This is a genomic window from Ensifer adhaerens, from assembly GCF_028993555.1.
In the GTDB taxonomy this organism is placed as follows: domain Bacteria; phylum Pseudomonadota; class Alphaproteobacteria; order Rhizobiales; family Rhizobiaceae; genus Ensifer; species Ensifer adhaerens_I.
Map to the genome: position 1 here is coordinate 876,490 of NZ_CP118611.1, position 18,594 is coordinate 895,083.

The 18,594-nt window shown below is 60.7% G+C and carries 19 protein-coding genes; 8 read left to right on the forward strand and 11 right to left on the reverse strand.

The window, feature by feature from the left end; all coding sequences use genetic code 11:
* Window positions 1–74: 74 nt before the first annotated feature.
* A complete protein-coding gene (locus PWG15_RS24370; RefSeq protein ID WP_275026624.1) occupies window positions 75–521 on the forward strand; it encodes a universal stress protein in 447 nt (148 codons plus the stop codon).
* 177 nt (window positions 522–698) lie between these two features.
* Here PWG15_RS24370 and PWG15_RS24375 read toward each other — a convergent pair whose 3' ends face one another.
* The 4 genes from PWG15_RS24375 to PWG15_RS24390 form a co-directional block, all read right to left on the reverse strand.
* On the reverse strand, window positions 699–866 hold the full coding sequence (locus tag PWG15_RS24375; protein WP_089045897.1) for a hypothetical protein: 168 nt from the start codon (window positions 864–866) through the stop codon (window positions 699–701).
* 208 nt (window positions 867–1,074) lie between these two features.
* Window positions 1,075–2,592, reverse strand: a complete 1,518-nt coding sequence (locus PWG15_RS24380; protein WP_275026627.1) for a tripartite tricarboxylate transporter permease — start codon at window positions 2,590–2,592, stop codon at window positions 1,075–1,077.
* 14 nt (window positions 2,593–2,606) lie between these two features.
* Window positions 2,607–3,098, reverse strand: a complete 492-nt coding sequence (locus PWG15_RS24385) for a tripartite tricarboxylate transporter TctB family protein (RefSeq protein ID WP_275026629.1) — start codon at window positions 3,096–3,098, stop codon at window positions 2,607–2,609.
* Window positions 3,095–4,039: a Bug family tripartite tricarboxylate transporter substrate binding protein gene (locus PWG15_RS24390; protein WP_275026630.1), complete on the reverse strand. Its 945-nt coding sequence runs from the start codon at window positions 4,037–4,039 to the stop codon at window positions 3,095–3,097. The genes PWG15_RS24385 and PWG15_RS24390 overlap by 4 nt, the downstream gene beginning before the upstream one ends.
* A gap of 686 nt (window positions 4,040–4,725) precedes the next feature.
* On the opposite strand from PWG15_RS24390, the gene PWG15_RS24395 reads away from it, so the two are divergent.
* Window positions 4,726–5,160 (forward strand): DUF1801 domain-containing protein, encoded by a 435-nt coding sequence (locus PWG15_RS24395; protein WP_275026632.1) that lies wholly within the window; start codon window positions 4,726–4,728, stop codon window positions 5,158–5,160.
* 41 nt (window positions 5,161–5,201) lie between these two features.
* Here PWG15_RS24395 and PWG15_RS24400 read toward each other — a convergent pair whose 3' ends face one another.
* Window positions 5,202–6,269, reverse strand: a complete 1,068-nt coding sequence (locus tag PWG15_RS24400) for an ABC transporter substrate-binding protein (RefSeq protein ID WP_275026633.1) — start codon at window positions 6,267–6,269, stop codon at window positions 5,202–5,204.
* A gap of 77 nt (window positions 6,270–6,346) precedes the next feature.
* Here PWG15_RS24400 and PWG15_RS24405 point away from each other — a divergent pair, with 77 nt between their 5' ends.
* The gene (locus tag PWG15_RS24405; RefSeq protein ID WP_065774164.1) at window positions 6,347–7,024 is read left to right on the forward strand and encodes a response regulator transcription factor; all 678 of its coding nucleotides are present in this window, start codon (window positions 6,347–6,349) and stop codon (window positions 7,022–7,024) included.
* Window positions 7,021–8,400, forward strand: coding sequence for a sensor histidine kinase (locus PWG15_RS24410; protein ID WP_275026635.1), 1,380 nt, complete (start codon window positions 7,021–7,023; stop codon window positions 8,398–8,400). Before PWG15_RS24405 ends, PWG15_RS24410 begins: the two co-directional genes overlap by 4 nt.
* A gap of 111 nt (window positions 8,401–8,511) precedes the next feature.
* On the opposite strand, the gene PWG15_RS24415 is transcribed toward PWG15_RS24410, so the two are convergent.
* From PWG15_RS24415 to PWG15_RS24440, 6 genes are all read right to left on the reverse strand, one after another.
* On the reverse strand, window positions 8,512–8,634 hold the full coding sequence (locus PWG15_RS24415; RefSeq protein WP_275026638.1) for a hypothetical protein: 123 nt from the start codon (window positions 8,632–8,634) through the stop codon (window positions 8,512–8,514).
* A 213-nt stretch (window positions 8,635–8,847) separates the two neighbouring features.
* Complete coding sequence (locus tag PWG15_RS24420; RefSeq protein WP_275026639.1) at window positions 8,848–9,873, reverse strand: ABC transporter permease; 1,026 nt, start codon at window positions 9,871–9,873, stop codon at window positions 8,848–8,850.
* Window positions 9,874–9,907: 34 nt separating this feature from the next.
* On the reverse strand, window positions 9,908–11,449 hold the full coding sequence (locus tag PWG15_RS24425; RefSeq protein ID WP_275026641.1) for a sugar ABC transporter ATP-binding protein: 1,542 nt from the start codon (window positions 11,447–11,449) through the stop codon (window positions 9,908–9,910).
* Between the two features lie 163 nt (window positions 11,450–11,612).
* Complete coding sequence (locus tag PWG15_RS24430) at window positions 11,613–12,542, reverse strand: sugar ABC transporter substrate-binding protein (protein ID WP_275026642.1); 930 nt, start codon at window positions 12,540–12,542, stop codon at window positions 11,613–11,615.
* A gap of 231 nt (window positions 12,543–12,773) precedes the next feature.
* Window positions 12,774–13,586, reverse strand: coding sequence for a TIM barrel protein (locus PWG15_RS24435; protein ID WP_275026643.1), 813 nt, complete (start codon window positions 13,584–13,586; stop codon window positions 12,774–12,776).
* A gap of 175 nt (window positions 13,587–13,761) precedes the next feature.
* Complete coding sequence (locus tag PWG15_RS24440) at window positions 13,762–14,793, reverse strand: LacI family DNA-binding transcriptional regulator (protein ID WP_275026644.1); 1,032 nt, start codon at window positions 14,791–14,793, stop codon at window positions 13,762–13,764.
* A 163-nt stretch (window positions 14,794–14,956) separates the two neighbouring features.
* Here PWG15_RS24440 and PWG15_RS24445 point away from each other — a divergent pair, with 163 nt between their 5' ends.
* Genes PWG15_RS24445 through PWG15_RS24460 form a run of 4 tightly spaced genes read left to right on the forward strand, consistent with a single transcriptional unit; the run spans window position 14,957 to window position 18,522 of the window.
* Window positions 14,957–16,048, forward strand: a complete 1,092-nt coding sequence (locus PWG15_RS24445) for a fatty acid desaturase family protein (RefSeq protein ID WP_275026645.1) — start codon at window positions 14,957–14,959, stop codon at window positions 16,046–16,048.
* 29 nt (window positions 16,049–16,077) lie between these two features.
* A complete protein-coding gene (locus PWG15_RS24450) occupies window positions 16,078–16,395 on the forward strand; it encodes a MocE family 2Fe-2S type ferredoxin (RefSeq protein WP_275026646.1) in 318 nt (105 codons plus the stop codon).
* Window positions 16,396–16,444: 49 nt separating this feature from the next.
* Complete coding sequence (locus PWG15_RS24455; RefSeq protein ID WP_275026647.1) at window positions 16,445–17,671, forward strand: NAD(P)/FAD-dependent oxidoreductase; 1,227 nt, start codon at window positions 16,445–16,447, stop codon at window positions 17,669–17,671.
* 53 nt (window positions 17,672–17,724) lie between these two features.
* The gene (locus tag PWG15_RS24460) at window positions 17,725–18,522 is read left to right on the forward strand and encodes a 3-methyl-2-oxobutanoate hydroxymethyltransferase (RefSeq protein ID WP_275026648.1); all 798 of its coding nucleotides are present in this window, start codon (window positions 17,725–17,727) and stop codon (window positions 18,520–18,522) included.
* The last annotated feature ends 72 nt before the right edge of the window (window positions 18,523–18,594 follow it).

Consider the following 18,594-nt stretch of genomic DNA (forward strand, 5'->3'; position numbering starts at 1 on the left):
GGACGTTGATCGGGATCAAGGAAGAAGCCGCTGACGACAGTAGGCTTGAATGAAACTTGGAGAAGGAGGATCCTATGTTTCGCAATATTCTCATACCCACCGAGGGTTCGCCCTTGGCAACAATTGCGGTCGATGCAGGCATAACTTTTGCGAAGGAGGTCAGCGCAAATGTGACCATCCTTGCCGTTACCGAGCCCTTCAATCTGTTTTCAGTGGATCCCGAGCAAGTTTCGGGTACGCGCGACGAATACGAGGCGCTGGCCCGTAAGCATGCTGCGGAAATGCTGGCGGCTCTGGCGCGCAAGGCAGAAGCGGAAGGCGTGGCATGCCAGACGGAGCAGGTCAGCAGCCACGAGGTCTACCGCGCTATCATCGACCAGGCTACACATAAAGATGCCGATCTTATCATCATGGCATCGCATGGTCGTAGTGGCGTCGGAAGCCTGGTGCTCGGCAGCGTAGCTGCCAAGGTGCTGGCTCATTCGACGATACCGGTATTGATCTATCGCGCGAAGAGATGAGGCGACGTAATTCTGCACGTCGTTATGTGCGCGCCGTCACCGCGTTGCAACTTTGACGCCCCCCCCGCTGAGTGAGTGACGCACATTCCTGACATATCAACGGCCCGGCGATCCTTCGATCCCGAGCCGTTTTTACCCTTGGGAGGATAGGGCGCGCGTCAGGCGCGCTGGAATTGATTAGCCGCGGCGCGTGTCCGGGAAGTTTGCCGGGTCGATGCCGAGGGTGCGCAGGTCGCTTGCTTTCGGGCGGCGGTGACCTTCGACAGCGGCGGCGGCAGCGCTAGCAGCGCCGAGAACTGCGAATGCACGACCGATGAAACCCTTGTGATAAGTTGTAGTGGCCATCTTCTTGCTCGCTTCCGTTTTCTCTCTGATGAGCAAAAGATGGGGTCTCTACGGTCTTTTTGCAATGCACAATTAGACACCGCAGCCATGCAAATAAAGCAGGCCCGGTCGGTAGTCAAACCGACCAGGCCTGCGGATACTCCTTGGGAGGAGTCGCTATTTCGAAGAGTTCCGAGAATGGCCATTCCGGAGCCGGTGCCCCAATGGCTTAGTCTTCGTTGGCTGCCAGTTGCGAGAGAACCTCGCCACGACCGCGGGCCCTGAGGATCAGCGGTACGATCAGTGCGGCGGCAGCGATGACCAGGAGCACAGCGGCGATCGGTGAGGTGAACAGCACGCTGAAGTCACCCTGGCTTATCGCGAGCGCCCGGCGGAGCTGCTGTTCGGCGAGCGGGCCGAGGATCAGACCGACAACAACAGGGGCGATCGGATAACCGAAGATGCGCATGGCGTAGCCGAGCAGGCCGAAAGCGAGCAGCATGCCGAGTTCGTAGACCGACGGGTTGGCGCCGATGGTTCCAAGCGTCGCAAACAGCAGGATGCCGGCGTAGAGCCACGGCTTCGGGATTGTCAACAGCTTCACCCAGAGACCGATCAGTGGCAGGTTCAGGACCAGCAGCATGAAGTTGGCGATGAGCAAGCTGGCGATGAGACCCCAGACGAGCTGCGGATTGGTCGCAAACAGCAATGGGCCTGGCTGCAGGCCGTATTGCTGGAAGCCGGCGAGCATGATTGCAGCCGTTGCAGTCGTCGGCAGGCCGAGCGTCAGCAGCGGAACGAGCGTGCCGGCGGCCGACGCGTTATTGGCGGCCTCGGGGCCAGCGACGCCCTCGATTGCACCATTGCCGAACTCTTCCGGATGCTTCGTCAGACGCTTTTCTGCTGCATAGGACAGGAAGGTGCCGATCTCGGCGCCACCGGCCGGCATCGCGCCGATCGGGAAGCCGATGAAGGTGCCGCGCAGCCAAGGCTTCCACGAACGCGCCCAGTCGGTGGCGTTCATCCAGACCGAGCCGCGCACGGCCTCGACCTTGTCGGGACCCTTGTCGCCCTGGGCGGCAATAAAGAGTGTTTCGCCTATGGCGAACATGGCAACGGCAAGCGTCGTGACTTCGATGCCGTCAAGCAGTTCCGGAACGCCAAAGGAGAGGCGCGCCTGGCCGGTCAACTGGTCGATGCCGACGACGGAAAGTGCTAGGCCGACAAAGAGCGACGTCAGACCGCGAAGGGTAGAGTCTCCAAATGCCGACGAGACGGTGACGAATGCCAGCACCATCAGGGCGAAGTATTCGCGCGGACCAAAGACCAGGGCCAGTTTGACGATATAGGGCGCGATGAAAGCAAGGCCGAGCGTCGCGATGAGGCCGGCTACGAAGGAGCCGATCGCGGCTGTCGCCAGCGCCGGGCCGCCGCGTCCGGCACGTGCCATCTTGTTGCCCTCGAGTGCAGTCACGATGGACGCGCTTTCGCCGGGAGTGTTGAGCAGGATCGACGTCGTCGAGCCGCCATACATGCCGCCGTAATAGATACCGGCAAACATGATCAAAGAACCGCCGGGATCGAGCCGATAGGTGACCGGCAGCAGCAGAGCCACGGTCAGCGCCGGGCCGATGCCGGGCAGAACGCCGACAGCAGTTCCGAGCGTGACGCCGATCAGAGCGTAGAGCAGGTTCATTGGCTGCGCAGCAACCAGCAGTCCCTGCATCAGGAATTCAAAAGTAGCCATGGTCGTCGGCCCTCTTAGAAGAACAGGCGTTCAAGCGGCCCTGCGGGCAGCGACAGTTGCAGGAGCTTGGCGAAAATGACCCACACGACATAACAGATCGCGATGCCGACCGGGATTGAGACCCAGAGCTTGCGCTTGCCAAAGCCACGTGCGGTCAGTGCGAACAGGATGCCAGTGGCGATCGAGAAGCCCGCGACGTTCAGCAGGAGCATCTGGGCAGCAAGGCCGCCAACGATCCAGATGACAGGGGCCACCTCCTGTTGCTCACGCTCCGGAAAGTCGCCTCGAAACGCCTCGAAGCCTGTCCAGATCGCAAGACCGAGAAGACAGAAGGCGATCGCATAGGGGACCGTCGTCGGCCCGACCTGGGAGTAGCCGGCAGCGCCAGCCAGGCGCGACACATCCCAGAAAATGAGTCCAGCGATAGCGGCGAGGACCACCGCGATGAAGAGCGCCGCCCGATCCGGGCGACGCGTTGCGGTTGAAGGGTGATGCCCCTTGCTCATTTCACCAGCCCAATGTCCTTGAGAACACCTTCGGTGGCTGCAACATCCTTGTCGAGCTGGGTGTTGAAGGCGTCACCGGCGAGATAGCTGTCCTGCCAGCCCTTGGTTTTCAGCACTTCCTGCCAGCCTGCGGACTTGGCAAGCTTTTCGATGTCGGCCGAAACGGCAGCTTTCTGCTCGTCGGAAAGACCCGGAGCAGCTGCGACCATGCGCCAGTTTTCGACAACGACGTCGAGACCGGATTCCTTCAGCGTCGGAGCGTCGACGCCTGCGATACGCTCAGGACCGGAAACGGCAAGCAGGCGAAGCGTGCCGGCCTTGACCTGGGATTCGAACTCGCCGTAGCCTGAGACACCTGCGGTGACCTGGCTGCCGAGGATCGCGGCAAGCGCTTCCCCGCCGCCCGAGTAGGCGATGTAGTTGATCTTGGTCGGGTCGACGCCCGCAGCCTTGGCGATCAGGCCAACGGCGATGTGGTCGGTACCGCCGGCCGAGCCGCCAGCCCAGGAAACCGCACCCGGATCCTTCTTCAGCGCTTCGACGAGGTCAGCCATCGTCTTGATCTCGGACGATGCGGGAACGACGATCGCTTCGTATTCGCCGGTGAGGCGTGCGATCGGGGTGACGTCCTTGAGCGTGACCGGGGATTTGTTGGTAAGAATCGCGCCGACCATGACGTAGCCGCCGACGATCAGGGCGTTTGCGTTGCCCTTCTGCTGGCTTGCGAACTGGGCAAGGCCAATGGTGCCGCCGGCGCCCGGTACGTTCTGAACCTGGACGTTGCCGGAGATGCCTTCCTGCTGCATGACCGTCTGGAGCGAGCGAGCCGTCTGATCCCAGCCGCCGCCCGGGTTTGCCGGCGCGATGATGGTGTAGTCAGCGGCAACTGCCGGCAGCGACATGGCGCCGGCGAGAATCGTTGCGAGGAAAAAGTGTTTCAAGGTCAGTCCTCCGTGAGGCGCGTTTTCACCGCGCACGTTGTTTCTGCGTGCGAACGGGAAGACGCGACGGGTTCTTTCGACCCTTGTCGCTTGACCAAGATGGTGGCTTCCTCCCAGTGCGCAACTGGCGACCCGCCTCCACGGGTGCCAGTGACCCTAAGGCAACATAGAAAGCTGACATTTAGCTGACATCAAGTCCCGAATGCGCTTTTCGAGGGGTGGTGTTTACGAAATCTTAGGCTCTTGGGCACGCTGACGAGAGGGCCAGTGTCATTGTCAGCCTGCATGATCGAATTGGGAGGGGGCGATCGTCCGGGAGGATGACGAATCGAGGCCCCGGGGCCGCAGGACTGGTTCCGCGTATGAGGGCATTCATGCCGCCTGGACAGCAAGCCGCGGTAGTGTCCCGCCCGACCGGCCCTCGACCTGCTCGAAAGGATGGAGCAATGAGCAAGGCAGCCAACTCCGAGATCGCCAAGGCTAGGTCTAAGCGCGACTCAAGGGAGGGCGTCACACGGACGACTGCGTGTGATCGATGAGGACCAATTCATTGATTGGGTGAAACAGGCGAGCCAATTGCCCGGTGAACGCATGTGAGGGGCGATGCTGGCAGCACCCCATGGGAACAAGGGGTGGTATCGTCCGTGGCGTGTGATACCGGTGTTCCGGCATGGAGAACCAGAGACATGAAGAAGGCGACGGAAACGATGGCGAAGACTGCAGCGCCTGCCTCCGACCGGATCGATGCCAGAATAACAGAACTGAATGACTGGCGCGGAGAGATGCTTGCCCGATTGAGGGCGCTCATCAAGGAGGCCGATCCTGAGGTTGTTGAGGAATGGAAGTGGAGAGGCGTTCCGGTTTGGGAGCATGCGGGGATCATCTGCACCGGCGAGACCTACAAGGCAGTGGTCAAGATGACCTTCGCCAAGGGCGCGTCGCTGAAAGATCCCGCGGGTCTCTTCAATTCAAGCCTCGACGGCAATACCCGTCGGGCGATCGATATCCATGAGGGCCAAAAGATCGACGAAGACGCTTTGAAGGCCCTCATTCAGGCAGCCGTGGACTCGAATCTGTCGGTGCAAGCCGAACGCGGCGGCCGATCCCGGAAGAAGATTTAAAGTCCCCGATCAAGGCGCCGCCCAGTTGGCGCGCCTTGATCTCAGTGGAGCCGCAGGACCTCGTTCCATTTGGCGATCAGACGCGTTCGCTTCACCTGGTCGAGATAGACCATCAGTCCAGGACTGACCGGAACCGGACGCAATTGAGCCCCAAGCATTTCTTGCATGGTGTTTGCGGTGTTTTCTCCGGCGACCTCCGGGCTGACGGCGGCGATCTGCAGTTCGCGGGCCATGATCGTCTGCCCTTCCTTGGACATGAAAAATTCGAGATAGCGGCGGCCGAGGTCTGGAGAGGCCGACGCCTGGGGAACAAGACCAATTCGCGACATCACCACCGTGTAGTCCTTCGGCAAGACGATGCCCACATCCGGATGGCGTGCCGCCCAGTCCGCCGCGTAGGAGCCGAGAATATTATAGCCGAGCACGAAGCGACCGTCGGCGACACGCTCAAGGATGGCTTCGCTGGTGGAATAGAGCTTGACGCCGGCGGCACCCATCGCCTGGATGACGTCCCAGATATCGCCGAACTGCTCCTGGTCGCGTGACATGAAAAGGAAGCCGACGCCGGAGCGCTCGATGTCGTAGGTTCCGATACGGCCGAAGACGTTGGCTCCCTGGCGCTTCAGGTAGTCGACAAATTCGGCACGTGTGGCCGGCGGCTTTTCTGTCGTGAAACTTGGCTTGTGATAGACAAAGACGGCCGGCTCGAAGGTGAGCGCGTAAGCCGTGTTTCGCCAGTTCGCCCAGGCGGGCCAACGATCGCTCATGGGCAGGTCGCTACGCTGGGCATAGCCATCGTTGCTGAGCTTGACTTGCAGGTCCATGGCGGAAGAAAAGGCGAAGTCCGCCGTTTTCATTCCGGCATCCGTCTCCTTGACGATGCGGTCGTAGATCTCCCCGGTCAGCATGTCTTCGTAGCGCACAGTGACATCCGGATTGGCCCGCTGAAAGCCGATGATCATCGGCTTTGCGAGAGGCTCGTCAAGCGACGAATAGACCACGAGCGTGCGTGCATCGGAGTTGCCGGAAAGGGCTGGAAATATGATCGGCGCCGCAAGGAGCAGCCGCGGACAAAGCGCGAAAAAAAGAAGAGAAATCAAGAACCGCATGAATCCACAATGCCTCAGTGTGTCACCGTTCACAAGCAAGGCGTCCGCGGATAAGGTGGTTCGGGGAGTGACGATATTTGCGTATCTTGCTTGTTGAGGACAATCAGGACCTGGCCGAGGGCCTGTCTGCCATTTTGCGTGGCAGCGGCTATGCCGTCGACGTTGTCAGCGATGGCGCGTCGGCGCATGCGGTCGCAGCAACTGAAACCTTCGATCTGGTCATTCTCGACCTCAACCTGCCGGAGATGGACGGGCTCGATGTGTTGCGGGCGATGCGCGCGCGGCAGAACCGCGCTGCAGTCTTGATCCTGACGGCCAGGGGTGCGCCCGAGGAAAAGATCAAGGGGCTCGATCTCGGCGCCGACGACTACATGATCAAGCCGTTCGACGTCGGCGAACTCGAAGCGCGGGTGCGCGTGTTGCTGCGCCGGCAGGCGGGCCTCAGGGCGTCGACTGTCAGCTATGGCAATGTCTCGCTCGATCTCAATACGCGCAGCTTCTCGTCGGGCGGAGTGCCCATCGAGATCCCGGCACGCGAACTCGGACTACTCGAACTTCTGTTCATGCGGGCCGGCAAGGTGGTCGCCAAGGACGCGATCATGCAATCGCTGACCGGCTTTGACGATGACTTGAGCCCCAACGCGATCGAGCAATATGTCAGCCGGCTGCGCAAGCGGTTGGCGCCGCATGGCCTCACCGTGCGCACCGCCCGCGGCATCGGCTATTACCTCGACAAGATGGCGGGGCCGGAATGAGAGGGACGGTCTACAGCCTCCGCCGGCGCCTGCTTGGTTGGCTGCTGATCTCGACGGTCGTCATCGGCATTATTGCGCTCGTGGACACCTATCGAGAGGCGGTCACCACCGCCAACGTCGTTTCCGACCGCGTGCTCGCCGGTTCCGCATTGGCGATCGCGGAGCGCGTGGTCGTTGCGGAAGACGGCTCGCTCGAGGTCGATATTCCCTATGTTGCGCTGGAGATGTTGACCTCTGCGGCGCAAGACCGCGTCTTCTATCGCGTCGACGGACCGCCGGGCCAGTTCATCACGGGGTACCAGACGCTTCCGTCGCTTGCGGAGGAGCCCGGGACATCCACGACGTTTGCGGACTCGACCTTTCGCGGCGAACCGATCCGTATCGCAGCGCTTCGCCGTTCAGCCTCGACCGGGATCAATTCGGTACCCTTTGTCGTGACCGTTGCCGAAACGACGATCGCGCGGCGGCAACTGGCGCAGACCATCCTCTTTCGCTCGGCGCTGCGCCTCGGCATGATGATCGCGGGGGCAGCGGTGATCGTCTGGATCGCCGTCACATTTTCGCTACGCCCGCTTTATCGTCTCGGAGATGCGATCGCCGAGCGTAATCCGGATGATCTCCATCCGATTGGCGAACGAGTGCCGAACGAAGTCCAAGGGCTCGTCGATACCGTCAATTCTTTCATGGGACGCCTGCAGTCAGCGCTCGATGCGTTGCGCAATTTTACCGGCAACGCCAGCCATCAACTCCGCACGCCGCTTGCGATCATTCGAACCCAACTCGCTTTGGCGCAGCGTGCAGGGTCGATCGAGGAAACGCATGGCGCGGTGAAGAAAGCCGACGAAGCGGTCGCCAATGCCGAACGCATTCTCGGGCAATTGCTGCTGATGGCGAAAATTGACGCAGCCGGCAAAAACGAGGCCCGAATGCTCGAACGTGTCGATCTTGTCGAGCTCGCACGGGAAATCACGGCGGAACACGTACCGGCGGCGGGAGAGGCCGATATCGATCTCGGCTTTGAGGGCGAGGGCGAAGCGTTCATTCGCGCCGAGCCATTGCTGGTGGCCGAGATGCTCAAGAACCTGATCGGCAACGCCTTGCTCTATGCCGGCCCAGGCGCCGAAGTGACGACGCGCGTTCTCGCAGACACAGGATCGGTGTCGCTCATCGTCGAGGATAATGGCCCGGGCATTCGGGCCGAGTTGCGCGAGAAGGTCCTGCGGCGCTTTGAGCGCGGAGGCAGCGAAGCGCCGGGCTCAGGGCTCGGGCTACCGATCGTCGAGGAAATCGCCGAACTCTACGGGGCGACGACCCGTCTCGGCGAGGGCGCTGATGGAAAAGGCCTCAAGGTGACCATCCTCTTTCCAGCGGGCTAGTCACGCACCAGCTCTTTGCGGCGCCGCGGTTGCGGGCCGGATGAGCAAAAGCCATTTGCAGGCGGTCAAGGCGACACGCGCAAATGGCTGCGGCACTTTTGATTGTCTTGCTTAGCGGCCGCGCTGGCCGAAGAGGGAAGCTGTTTCGCGGGTCTGTACCCGCAGCATCGCGCTCCAGAGTTGGAAAACGAAACGCGGCTGAAACTGGCTCGCAAGCTTGCGCTGCGACAACATGATAAGTCTCCGATAGTTTTGGACGTCTGGCATATAGTGCATTGGCGGAGATCTTGCCAGAGCGCCCACGCTGGGGCAGCTCTGCGTGCCAAGCATATGTGGAAAACGCTCCAAGCCAGGAGAAATACCTGCCATTCAAAAACAAAATGCCGGGATGATTTTCATCAACCCGGCCAGTTGGCTTCACTGGGAGGAGAGTTTTTCTTTGGAGGATCAAGCCTTCTTGCGGTTTTTCTGTCGATAGACGTCGATGACGACTGCGGCGACGATGATCAGTCCCTTGACGATTTCCTGGTAGTAGGCATCGACCCGAAGGAAGGTGAAGCCTGAGGTCATGACGCCAAGGATGATCGTGCCGATCACCGTGCCGGTGACGCGGCCGACGCCGCCGGTCAGTGAGGTGCCGCCGATGACGGTCGCGGCAATGGCGTCCAGTTCGTACATGACACCCATGCCGGCCTGTGCCGTCTGGGCGCGGGCAGCGGTCACGACGCCGGCCAGGCCCGCCAGCATGCCGGCAATGGCATAGACCTTGATCAGATGTGCTTCGACATTGATACCCGAGACGCGTGCCGCCTGGACGTTGGCGCCGATCGCATAGGTGAACTTGCCGTAGCGGGTATAGCGCAACGCGATGTGGAAGATGATCGCGACGGCAAGGAAGACGATGACGGGCCAGATGCCGGTACCGATGAAGTTGAACTGCTCTGTGAGGCCCGAGACTGGCTGGCCCTTGGTGTACCACTTGGAGATGCCGCGTGCCGACACCATCATACCGAGCGTCGCGATGAAGGGCGGGATCTTGGTGCGGGCGATGAGCTGGCCGTTGATGAAGCCGGCGAGCAAGCCGATGCCGATGCCAAGGCCGATCGGAACGATCGCCGGCATGTCGGTCAGCGACGGATAGAGTGCGCGGGGCCAGGTGGATGCCTGGGCGACGCTTGCCGAGATCATCGCGGTCATGCCGACGACGGAGCCGGACGAAAGATCGATGCCGCCCGTGATGATCACCTGGGTGACGCCGACGGCGATGATGCCGATCACCGAAACCTGCAGGATCATGATCGTCAGGCGCTGCGGGTTCATAAGGAAGCTTTGGCCGACGAAGATCCAGCCCAACACCTCATAAACCAGCGCGATGCCGATCAATACGAGGAAGATGTTAAATTCGGGGGGCAGGCGGCGTTTAGCGCCGGCAAACGATGTGCTCGCGCCCTGTGCGGCGACATTGGTATCCATTTTCATTCCTCCCTTTCGTCGGGTCGCTTCCCGCTCAGCTCGCGGCGAGCTCCATGACCTTGATCTGGGTTGCTTCCGCCCTGTCGAGGAAGCCGGTGACACGGCCCTCGTGCATGACCATGATGCGGTCGCTCATGCCGAGCACCTCTGGCATTTCCGAAGAAATCATGATGACGGCGACGCCGTTTCGCGCGAGTTCTGTGACGAGGCGGTGGATTTCCGCCTTGGCGCCGACATCGATGCCGCGTGTTGGTTCGTCGAGGATCAGGATGCGCGGATTGGTGAGCAGCCAGCGGCCGATCAGCACCTTCTGCTGGTTGCCGCCTGAAAGGTTTTCTATGCGCTCCTGCAGGTTCGGTGTCTTGACGCGCAGCTTGCGGCTCATCTCTTCGCAAGCTGCGGTAATCTGCTTTTCGGTAACGAAGCCGCCCTTGACGAAGCGATCCTGAAGCACCGCGATCTGCATGTTTTCGAGGATGTCGAGGATCAGCAGACAGCCGGTTTCCTTGCGGTCTTCGGTCAGGAACGCCATGCGGTTCCTGATCGCCGTGTTCGGGCTGTCGACCGAAAGCGTCTTGCCGTCGATCGAAATCGTGCCTGAGCTTGCAGGCGTCACGCCGAAAAGCGTTTCAGCGACGTTCGAACGGCCGGAGCCGACGAGACCAGCAATGCCGAGGATTTCACCGGCGCGCACGTCGAAGGTTACGTCGCGGAACACTCCGTCGAGCGCCAGGTTCTTGACCGAAAGAACGACGTCGCCGATCGGCACTTCTTCCTTCGGGAACATCTGGGTGATTTCGCGGCCAACCATCATGCGAATGATGTCGTCGCGGGTGACGTCGCTCGAGGCATGCGTGCCGATGAACTTGCCGTCCCGGAACACCGAGAACTCGTCGGCAATTTCGAACAGTTCGTTCATCTTGTGGGTGATGTAGACGATACCGATCCCTTGCTCGCGCAGGTCGCGAATGATTTCGAACAGATGGGCGACCTCGCGTTCTGTCAGTGCCGAGGTGGGTTCGTCCATGATCAAAACGTCGGATTCATAGGAGACCGCCTTGGCGATCTCGACCATCTGCCGGTTTGCCACCGATAGGTGGCGGACCTCGATTTCCGGGTCGATCTTGATCTTCAGGCGGTCGAACAGCCGGGCCGTGATCCTGTTCATCTCGCCGTGGTCGACAAAGCCGAAGCGGTTCTTCGGCTCGCGGCGGATCCAGATGTTCTCCGCCACCGTCATGAACGGCATCAGGTTGAGCTCCTGATGGATCATCGCGATGCCGTTTTCGAGCGCATCGAGCGGCGACTTCAACCGGATGTCGACACCCTTCAACCGGATTTCGCCCTTGTCGGGTGTGTAGATGCCGGCGAGGATCTTCATCAGTGTCGACTTGCCGGCGCCGTTCTCGCCCATCAGCGCATGGACCGTGCCGCGCTTCAACTTGAACTCGACATCGTCAAGTGCGACGACACCCGGGAACTCCTTGCGGATGCCTTCCGCGGAAAGAAGATATTCAGCCTTGGGCACCGCGCCGCTGGCGCGCACGGCTGCCATCGTTGTCGGACTGAGCGTCATGTTCCTTGCCTCCCCCATCGTTTCCGGCTGTCGCGGAAAGTCCACATCGCTGGCGGGTGACCAGCCTATTTTGCCGCATGCGATGTCCATTGGACGCAGCATTTGCGGCGGGACTTGCATTTGAACGAGAGCGCGGGGTCTCCCGCGCTCTCGATAGAGGCGATCAGTTCTTCGTCTGATACGTGTCGAGGTTTTCCTTGGTCACCAGCTCGAAGGGAATGTAGACCTTCTTGTCGACGGCTTCGCCCTTGGCGAGCTTCAGCGCCGCGTCGACCGAACCCTTGCCCTGGCCGGCGGCATTCTGGAACACCGTCACGTCGAGGTCACCGGCAGCCATGGCTGCGAGTGCATCTTGCGTCGCGTCGATGCCACCGATGACAACGGAGTCCATCGAGCGGCCGGCGGCCTTCAGAGCCTGGATCGCGCCGATCGCCATTTCGTCGTTGTTCGAAATGACGGCATCGAATTCAACGCCCGCCGACAGCCAGTTCGTCAAAAGGTCGGAGCCTTGCGTACGCGACCAGTTGGCAGTCTGCTCTTCGACGATCTCGATACCCTTGCACTGGTCGGTCGCCAGAACATCATGGATATCCTTCGTGCGCATGCGGGCGGCCTGGTTGGACAGTTCGCCCATCATGACGACGGCCTTGCCCTTGCCGCCGAGCATCTTGCAGATTTCCTGCGTCTGCAGCGTGCCGGATTCTTGCTCGTTCGATGCGACGAAAGCCTGCTTCTCCGGCAGGGTGTCGACGTTGACCGGCTCGCGGTTGACGTAAACGAGCGGAATGCCGGCGTCCGCTGCAATCTTCGACATGGCTGCCGTTGCGTCGGTATCAACCGGGTTGACGATAATTGCGGTCACGCCGGCTGCGATGAAGTTCTGAATCTGGCTCTGCTGCTTCGAAACGTCGTTCTGCGCGTCCTCGATCTGCAGCTCAACGCCGTTAAGCGTCTTGGCGTAATCGGACATGCCGTTGCGCAAGACCGTGAGGAAGTTGTCATCAAAAAGGGCCATCGACACGCCGATGGTCTCGGCGTGAGCGGCCGTCGACATCATCACAGCCAGCGCTGTACCCAGCACGAATTTCTTCATTGTCTTTCTCCTCCACAATGGTGCCCGGCGACACCTTCTCCTGCCGGGAGCGCGATCCTTGTCGGATTGCGCTCATTCACGCCGAAAGCGCCACTCCCGCTACGCTCTCGATAAAACGGAATAAACGAACCAGTAAATTGCGATTACGGAATATGTATTCCATTTTATAGGGGCGCCGTCAAGACCTGTTGCGGCGCCCCGCATCGTTTTCCCGTTGTCCGCCGCAGAGGGTCAGATCCGGGTTTGGATGTGGTCCACGCTCTGCCGGATCGCCGCAGCCGGATCCGCGACCGCGTGAACTTCGGCGGCAAACGGTTCAAAGGAAAGCGGTCCTGCATAGCCCTCGGCACGCAGGCGACGGATCTGGCCGACATTGTCGAGAAGGTCGTGCTGATCGACCAGAACGCGATGCGAGTCGCGGAGATCGGAAACGGCCACCCGACCGTCGGTAACGCCGGAAATATGCACAAGACCGGTCATTTCAGGATAGGTTGCGGCCTCGCCCGCGAGATGATGATGGAACGTGTCGTGGACCAGCCGGAAGGTCTTTTCTCCGCCAATTGCTTTTATCGCCTCGACAGCTTCGGTTTTCGAGCGCAACGAGCAGATTTCGAAGCCCAGCGGCTCGACAAGGCCGATGATTCCTGCCGATTCGAGCATCGGTTTCAGCACGGTAAGCGCTTCGCGGAGGTTTGCCTGCCGTTCTCCGTCCGCCTGGCCAGAGCCATCGTTGACGGGCACGAGCACGAGGGCCTTGGCGCCGCAGTCGCGAGCATAGGCTATCAGTTCTCCCGCTTCTTTCTGACGACCCGGATTCCACTCGTTGAAACGCTGCAACGCGTTGATCGAAATAATGGTAATGCCATTGCGATTGGCGAGTGCCGCTACATCCTTTGCGGGCGTGCCATCGATGATGGCATTGCCCGAAAGGTCGTTTCGGATTTCGACGGAGGAGATCCCGAGGGATTTGGCAAGTTCGAAGAAGGTGCCGAGCGGAAGGCCGGGCGTCGTCATATGATTGAGGGCGAAGGGCAGGGTTGTCACGGGAATGTCTCCTCCAGTGGGATGGGTCATGCGTTGCAAATAGAACGTTCATTCCATTTACAGCGTCGCTGACATTTCACCAACGGCTGGAGGACAGTTAAAGAGCGAGTGGCCCAAAGGACTTGCATTCCTGCAAGATTGCCTTTCGTCAATGACGGAAATCTATCATTCGCGGCTAGATGTTTTCAGGCGTGAAAAGATCAAAGGGAAGGAAGGTTTGCCCTGGGGCGCCCGTCGGGCCCTTGTCGATGGCCTGGATCATCAGATTGATCGTGTCGCGTGCAAGGGTCGCCGTCGGGGTTGAGATCGCGAGCGTGACGACGTCGTCTCCAAGGGCCGCCCGGGACTCCGGCGTCAGTTCGTTGACCACGGCGATGAGCTTACCCTCGAGCTTTTCCTCGCGTATGGCCGAGATCGCACCTTCCATGCCCCCCCCGCAGACGTAGAAGCCGATCAGATCCGGGTGGCGTTGCAAAAGGTTCAGCGTTGCTTCGTGCGTAATCTCGGCCGTATCGAGATTGACCATGGTATCAAGCACTTCGAATTCCGGTGCATGCTCGCGAAAATAAGAGCGGAACCCGATCTCTCGAAGTTCATGGCCGAGGAAGCGATGGCTTCCGACGAAGGCCGCAACCTTGCCGGGGCGCTTGGCCGCCTTGGCGATCATCCACGCCGCCGTACGACCGACCTTGTGGTTGTTGAGCCCGACATAACCTTCACGCACACCGGCTGCGAAATCGGAAAGCAACGAGAAGACGGGGATCCCGCGCTCCTTCAGCTCCTCGATTGCGGCCGTTACCGCCGGATAATCGGGAGCGACGAGCGCAATCGCCTGGTTTCGCGCCGCAGCCGCACGAAGCTTTTCCGTAATCGCCGTCGGCGTCGAATTTGCTACGAAGTCGACCTGGGCGAAAACGCGCGCGTTTGAAAGCGAAAGCGCCGCGTTTTCGATCTCCTTGGCAACGGCCTTGTAGAAGGACTGCTCCGGTTTCTGCAGCACAAAGCCAAGTCTGTATTGCGGCAGGTCTTCGAAGACGCGCTGCCGGATGAGGCCAACGGCATGGTAGCCTATGGATTTGGCTGCCTCGTAGACACGTCGTGCAGTCTCTTCTCGCACCGGATGCCGTCCGTTCAGGACGCGATCGACGGTCGCGACGCTGACACCGGCGGTCCGCGCAAGGTCGGCAATGGTCGGACGGTTGCTCATCGCTTCTCCTGATAGGTTTGCATCACGAATGATTTGCTGTGAATGCCATCATTTGAGAGAATATATCATTGCTGCATTGAGACCTGGCAAAAGTCAACCTATCGTCATTGCACGACATCGGACGTTCCTGGCCAAACTGGCCGGATCGCAGGGAGGAGAGCAAATGGCGATGGTTCCAACGAAGCGAGATTACAGTCTCCTTGGGCGCGACGCCCAGGCGGCTGTCGCCAATGGCCTCTCGGCTGCCGAGTGGTATCACACGGAAATTCCGCGCAAGCAGATGAAGGAACTGATGAAGCGTGAGGACGGTCCCGCCATTCGCGACACCGCGATCTGGCTCGGTTGCCTCGTTCTTTTCGGTGGGCTCGGCGTCACCTTCTGGGGCACCTGGTGGGCCGTGCCGTTTTTCCTCGCCTACGGCGTTCTCTACGGTTCGGCTTCTGACAGCCGTTGGCACGAATGCGGGCATGGCACCGCGTTCAAGACGATGTGGATGAACAACGCCGTCTACCAGATCGCCTGCTTCATGATCATGCGCAATCCCGTGACTTGGCGCTGGAGCCACACGCGCCACCACACCGATACGGTCATCGTCGGTCGCGATCCTGAAATCGCCGTCATGCGGCCGCCGGATCTCCTGCGCCTCGTACTGAACTTCTTCGGCATTCTCGATGTCTGGCACGCGATCGTCGACATGGTTCGCAACACGCTTGGCATCATCAGTGCCGAGGAAGCGACGTTCATCCCGGAAATGGAACAACCGAAGGCGATCCTCGTTGCTCGCGTCTGGTTCGCTATCTACGCCGCAACCATCGCGCTCTCGCTCTACCTAGGCTCGATCCTGCCGCTGATGCTGATCGGCCTGCCGCGGCTCTACGGTGCCTGGCACCATGTGCTGACCGGGCTGCTGCAGCATGGCGGTCTTGCCGACAACGTGACCGATCATCGGCTGAACAGCCGCACGGTCTACATGAACCCGGTGAGCCGCTTCGTCTATTGGAACATGAACTACCATGTGGAGCACCACATGTTCCCGATGGTGCCCTATCACGCGCTTCCGAAGCTTCACGCCATGATCAAGCACGATCTGCCGGGGCCGAACCCGTCGATGCTGCACGGCTATCGAGAGATGATCCCGGCCTTCCTGCGGCAGTTGCGCAATGAAGACTATTTCTTGAAGCGCGAGTTGCCGGCGACGGCGAAGCCTTATCGGGAAGAGTTTCACAGCGACGCGATCGTGCACGCAGCGGAATAACCAACGAACTTAGCAAATGGGAGGAAGTCATGAGCGGAAACTGGGTTGAAGTCTGCGCGGCCGATGAAATCGACGAGGAAGACGTCATCCGCTTCGATCATGAAGGGCGCACCTTCGCGGTCTACCGGAGCCCGGATGACGAGTACTTCGCAACCGACGGGCTTTGCACGCACGAGCACATCCATCTGTCGGACGGTCTCGTGATGGACGACATCATCGAATGTCCGAAGCACAACGGTCGCTTCAACTACAAGACCGGCCAGGCCAAGGGCGCTCCGGTCTGCGTCAACCTTAAGACCTATCCGGTGAAGGTTGAGGCAGGAAGCGTGTTCATCGCGATCGCTTGATGGCGACTTCAACAGGAATAGTTCGGCGGGAGCGGGCAGGGAGGTTGAGATGAGTGGAGTAGTCATCATTGGTGCGGGCGAATGCGGCGCAAGAGCCGCCTTTGCCCTGAGGGAGAAGGGCTACGTCGGCTCAATCACGTTGATCGGCGCCGAACCACATCTTCCCTATGAGCGGCCACCGCTTTCGAAGGACGGTCTCAAGGAGCAGGTTCAACCGAAATATGTCGCCGATGCCGAGCGCTATGCGGCCTCTGGGATTGCGGTGCTGACCGACAGCCCGGTCAAGGCCATTGACCGCGTCGCCAAGCGCGTCGAACTCATCGACGGCGGCAGCATTTCCTACGATCGGCTCTTGCTGACGACCGGCGCCCGCGCACGGACGATACCCGGAACCGATGATGGATCTCGGCGCATTCGCACCCTCAGAACGCATGCTGACGCCGAGCAAATTCGCCGCGAACTTACGCCCGGGCGGAGGCTCGCCATCATCGGCGGCGGATTTATTGGGCTGGAGCTCGCGGCAACGGCGCGCGGCCTCGGCGCCGACGTCGTCCTGATCGAAGGGCTGCCACGCATCCTTTCGCGCGGCGTTCCGGCCGAGATCGCGACTGTCGTGGCAGAACGGCACCGCACGGAAGGCGTCGATATAAGGTCCGACACGAAAATCGATCGCATCGATGCCGACGAGAACGGCGTGCTGATCCTGCTTGCGAACGGACAATCGGTCGATGCAGATTTCCTGGTCGTTGGCATCGGTGCAGCGCCGAATACGGAGCTGGCAGAAGCCGCTGGCCTTGTGGTCGACAATGGTATTGCCGTCGACGCGACGCTCAGGACGTCGGATCCCGACATCTTCGCGGCCGGCGATTGCTGCTCCTATCCGATCTGTCACTATGGCGACCGCCGGGTGCGTCTCGAGGCCTGGCGCAATGCGCAGGACCAGGGAACACTTGTCGCCGGCAATCTGCTGGGTGCGAACGAAACGATAACCAGCGTGCCCTGGTTCTGGTCCGACCAATATGACCTGACTTTGCAGATTGCCGGACTTGCAGACGGCGCGACCGTAACGGTGCGGCGCGATATCGCCGACGGAGCCTTCATTCTTTTTCATCTGGACGACACCGGGCGGTTGCTTGCCGCTTCCGGCATCGGCCCCGGCAATGCCGTCGCGCGCGACATTCGGCTTGCCGAAATGTTGATCGCGGCCGGAAAGCGGCCCGACCCTCAGGCGCTCGTTTCGCCTGAAAGCAAACTCAAGGCCCTGCTTGCCGCCTAGTGCGAGTGCCTATCGCGCCTCCCACACGTGTTCACTGATATCGGAGACTTCTCATGAAAAGCCGCCGCCCGACTGTTGCTGACCTCCTTTCGATGAAGGGCAAGCGCCAACTCACCATGTTGCGTGTGGAAACGCTTGACGAGGCGCAAGCGGCGGAAGCTGCCGGCATCGACCTCGTCTCCGTGCCGCCGGCGCTTCTGGGGCCACAGTTTCGGGAGGTGGCACCGACGTGTTTTGCGTTTCCAGGTCTGGAATATGGCGACTACGTTTCCGCGGAAGAATACATCCGCGCGGCATTCAAGGCGCTGAAGGCCGGCGGCGATGCCGTCTATTGCGCCGCCGGTCTTTCGACTGTCAGGCGCATGCGGGAAGAGGGCATTCCGGTCTGCGGCCATGTCGGGCTCATCCCCTCCAAGGCCACCTGGACCGGTGGTTTCCGCGCGGTCGGCAAGACCGCGGCAAGCGCGCTCGAGATCTGGCGGCAGGTGAAGGCTCTTGAGGAGGCTGGCGCCTTTGCCGCCGAAATCGAGGTCGTGCCCGGCGACGTCGCATCGGCGATCAGCGCCCGAACTTCGATGCTGATGCTTTCGATGGGGGCGGGTTCCGGCTGCGACGCCCAATATCTCTTCGCGAGTGACGTGCTCGGCAGCAACCGTGGCCATGTGCCGCGCCACGCCAAGACCTATCGCAACTTCGCGGCTGAATATGATCGCCTCCAGGGTGAGCGGATCGGGGCGTTTACCGAGTTCGCCGAGGATGTTCGGTCCGGCGCCTATCCGGAGCAGCGGCAACTCGTGGGCATCGATCGGGCGGAGCTCAGAACGTTTCTGACCGAGCTGGAGCGCAATTAGCGCCGGACGCGCTTGCGTCGGGGAGGGCGGTTGGTATAGTCCCGCGCAAAACGTAACTTCCCTCCACAAGCG

What these genes read in the sequence shown, in the direction of transcription:
- PWG15_RS24370 (WP_275026624.1), top strand. Translation starts at nt 75, where the DNA reads ATGTTTCGCAATATTCTCATACCCACCGAGGGTTCGCCCTTGGCAACA.
- PWG15_RS24375 (WP_089045897.1), bottom strand. Translation starts at nt 866, where the DNA reads ATGGCCACTACAACTTATCACAAGGGTTTCATCGGTCGTGCATTCGCA.
- PWG15_RS24380 (WP_275026627.1), bottom strand. Translation starts at nt 2,592, where the DNA reads ATGGCTACTTTTGAATTCCTGATGCAGGGACTGCTGGTTGCTGCGCAG.
- PWG15_RS24385 (WP_275026629.1), bottom strand. Translation starts at nt 3,098, where the DNA reads ATGAGCAAGGGGCATCACCCTTCAACCGCAACGCGTCGCCCGGATCGG.
- PWG15_RS24395 (WP_275026632.1), top strand. Translation starts at nt 4,726, where the DNA reads ATGAAGAAGGCGACGGAAACGATGGCGAAGACTGCAGCGCCTGCCTCC.
- PWG15_RS24400 (WP_275026633.1), bottom strand. Translation starts at nt 6,269, where the DNA reads ATGCGGTTCTTGATTTCTCTTCTTTTTTTCGCGCTTTGTCCGCGGCTG.
- PWG15_RS24410 (WP_275026635.1), top strand. Translation starts at nt 7,021, where the DNA reads ATGAGAGGGACGGTCTACAGCCTCCGCCGGCGCCTGCTTGGTTGGCTG.
- PWG15_RS24415 (WP_275026638.1), bottom strand. Translation starts at nt 8,634, where the DNA reads ATGTTGTCGCAGCGCAAGCTTGCGAGCCAGTTTCAGCCGCGTTTCGTT.
- PWG15_RS24420 (WP_275026639.1), bottom strand. Translation starts at nt 9,873, where the DNA reads ATGGATACCAATGTCGCCGCACAGGGCGCGAGCACATCGTTTGCCGGC.
- PWG15_RS24425 (WP_275026641.1), bottom strand. Translation starts at nt 11,449, where the DNA reads ATGACGCTCAGTCCGACAACGATGGCAGCCGTGCGCGCCAGCGGCGCG.
- PWG15_RS24430 (WP_275026642.1), bottom strand. Translation starts at nt 12,542, where the DNA reads ATGAAGAAATTCGTGCTGGGTACAGCGCTGGCTGTGATGATGTCGACG.
- PWG15_RS24440 (WP_275026644.1), bottom strand. Translation starts at nt 14,793, where the DNA reads ATGAGCAACCGTCCGACCATTGCCGACCTTGCGCGGACCGCCGGTGTC.
- PWG15_RS24445 (WP_275026645.1), top strand. Translation starts at nt 14,957, where the DNA reads ATGGCGATGGTTCCAACGAAGCGAGATTACAGTCTCCTTGGGCGCGAC.
- PWG15_RS24450 (WP_275026646.1), top strand. Translation starts at nt 16,078, where the DNA reads ATGAGCGGAAACTGGGTTGAAGTCTGCGCGGCCGATGAAATCGACGAG.
- PWG15_RS24455 (WP_275026647.1), top strand. Translation starts at nt 16,445, where the DNA reads ATGAGTGGAGTAGTCATCATTGGTGCGGGCGAATGCGGCGCAAGAGCC.
- PWG15_RS24460 (WP_275026648.1), top strand. Translation starts at nt 17,725, where the DNA reads ATGAAAAGCCGCCGCCCGACTGTTGCTGACCTCCTTTCGATGAAGGGC.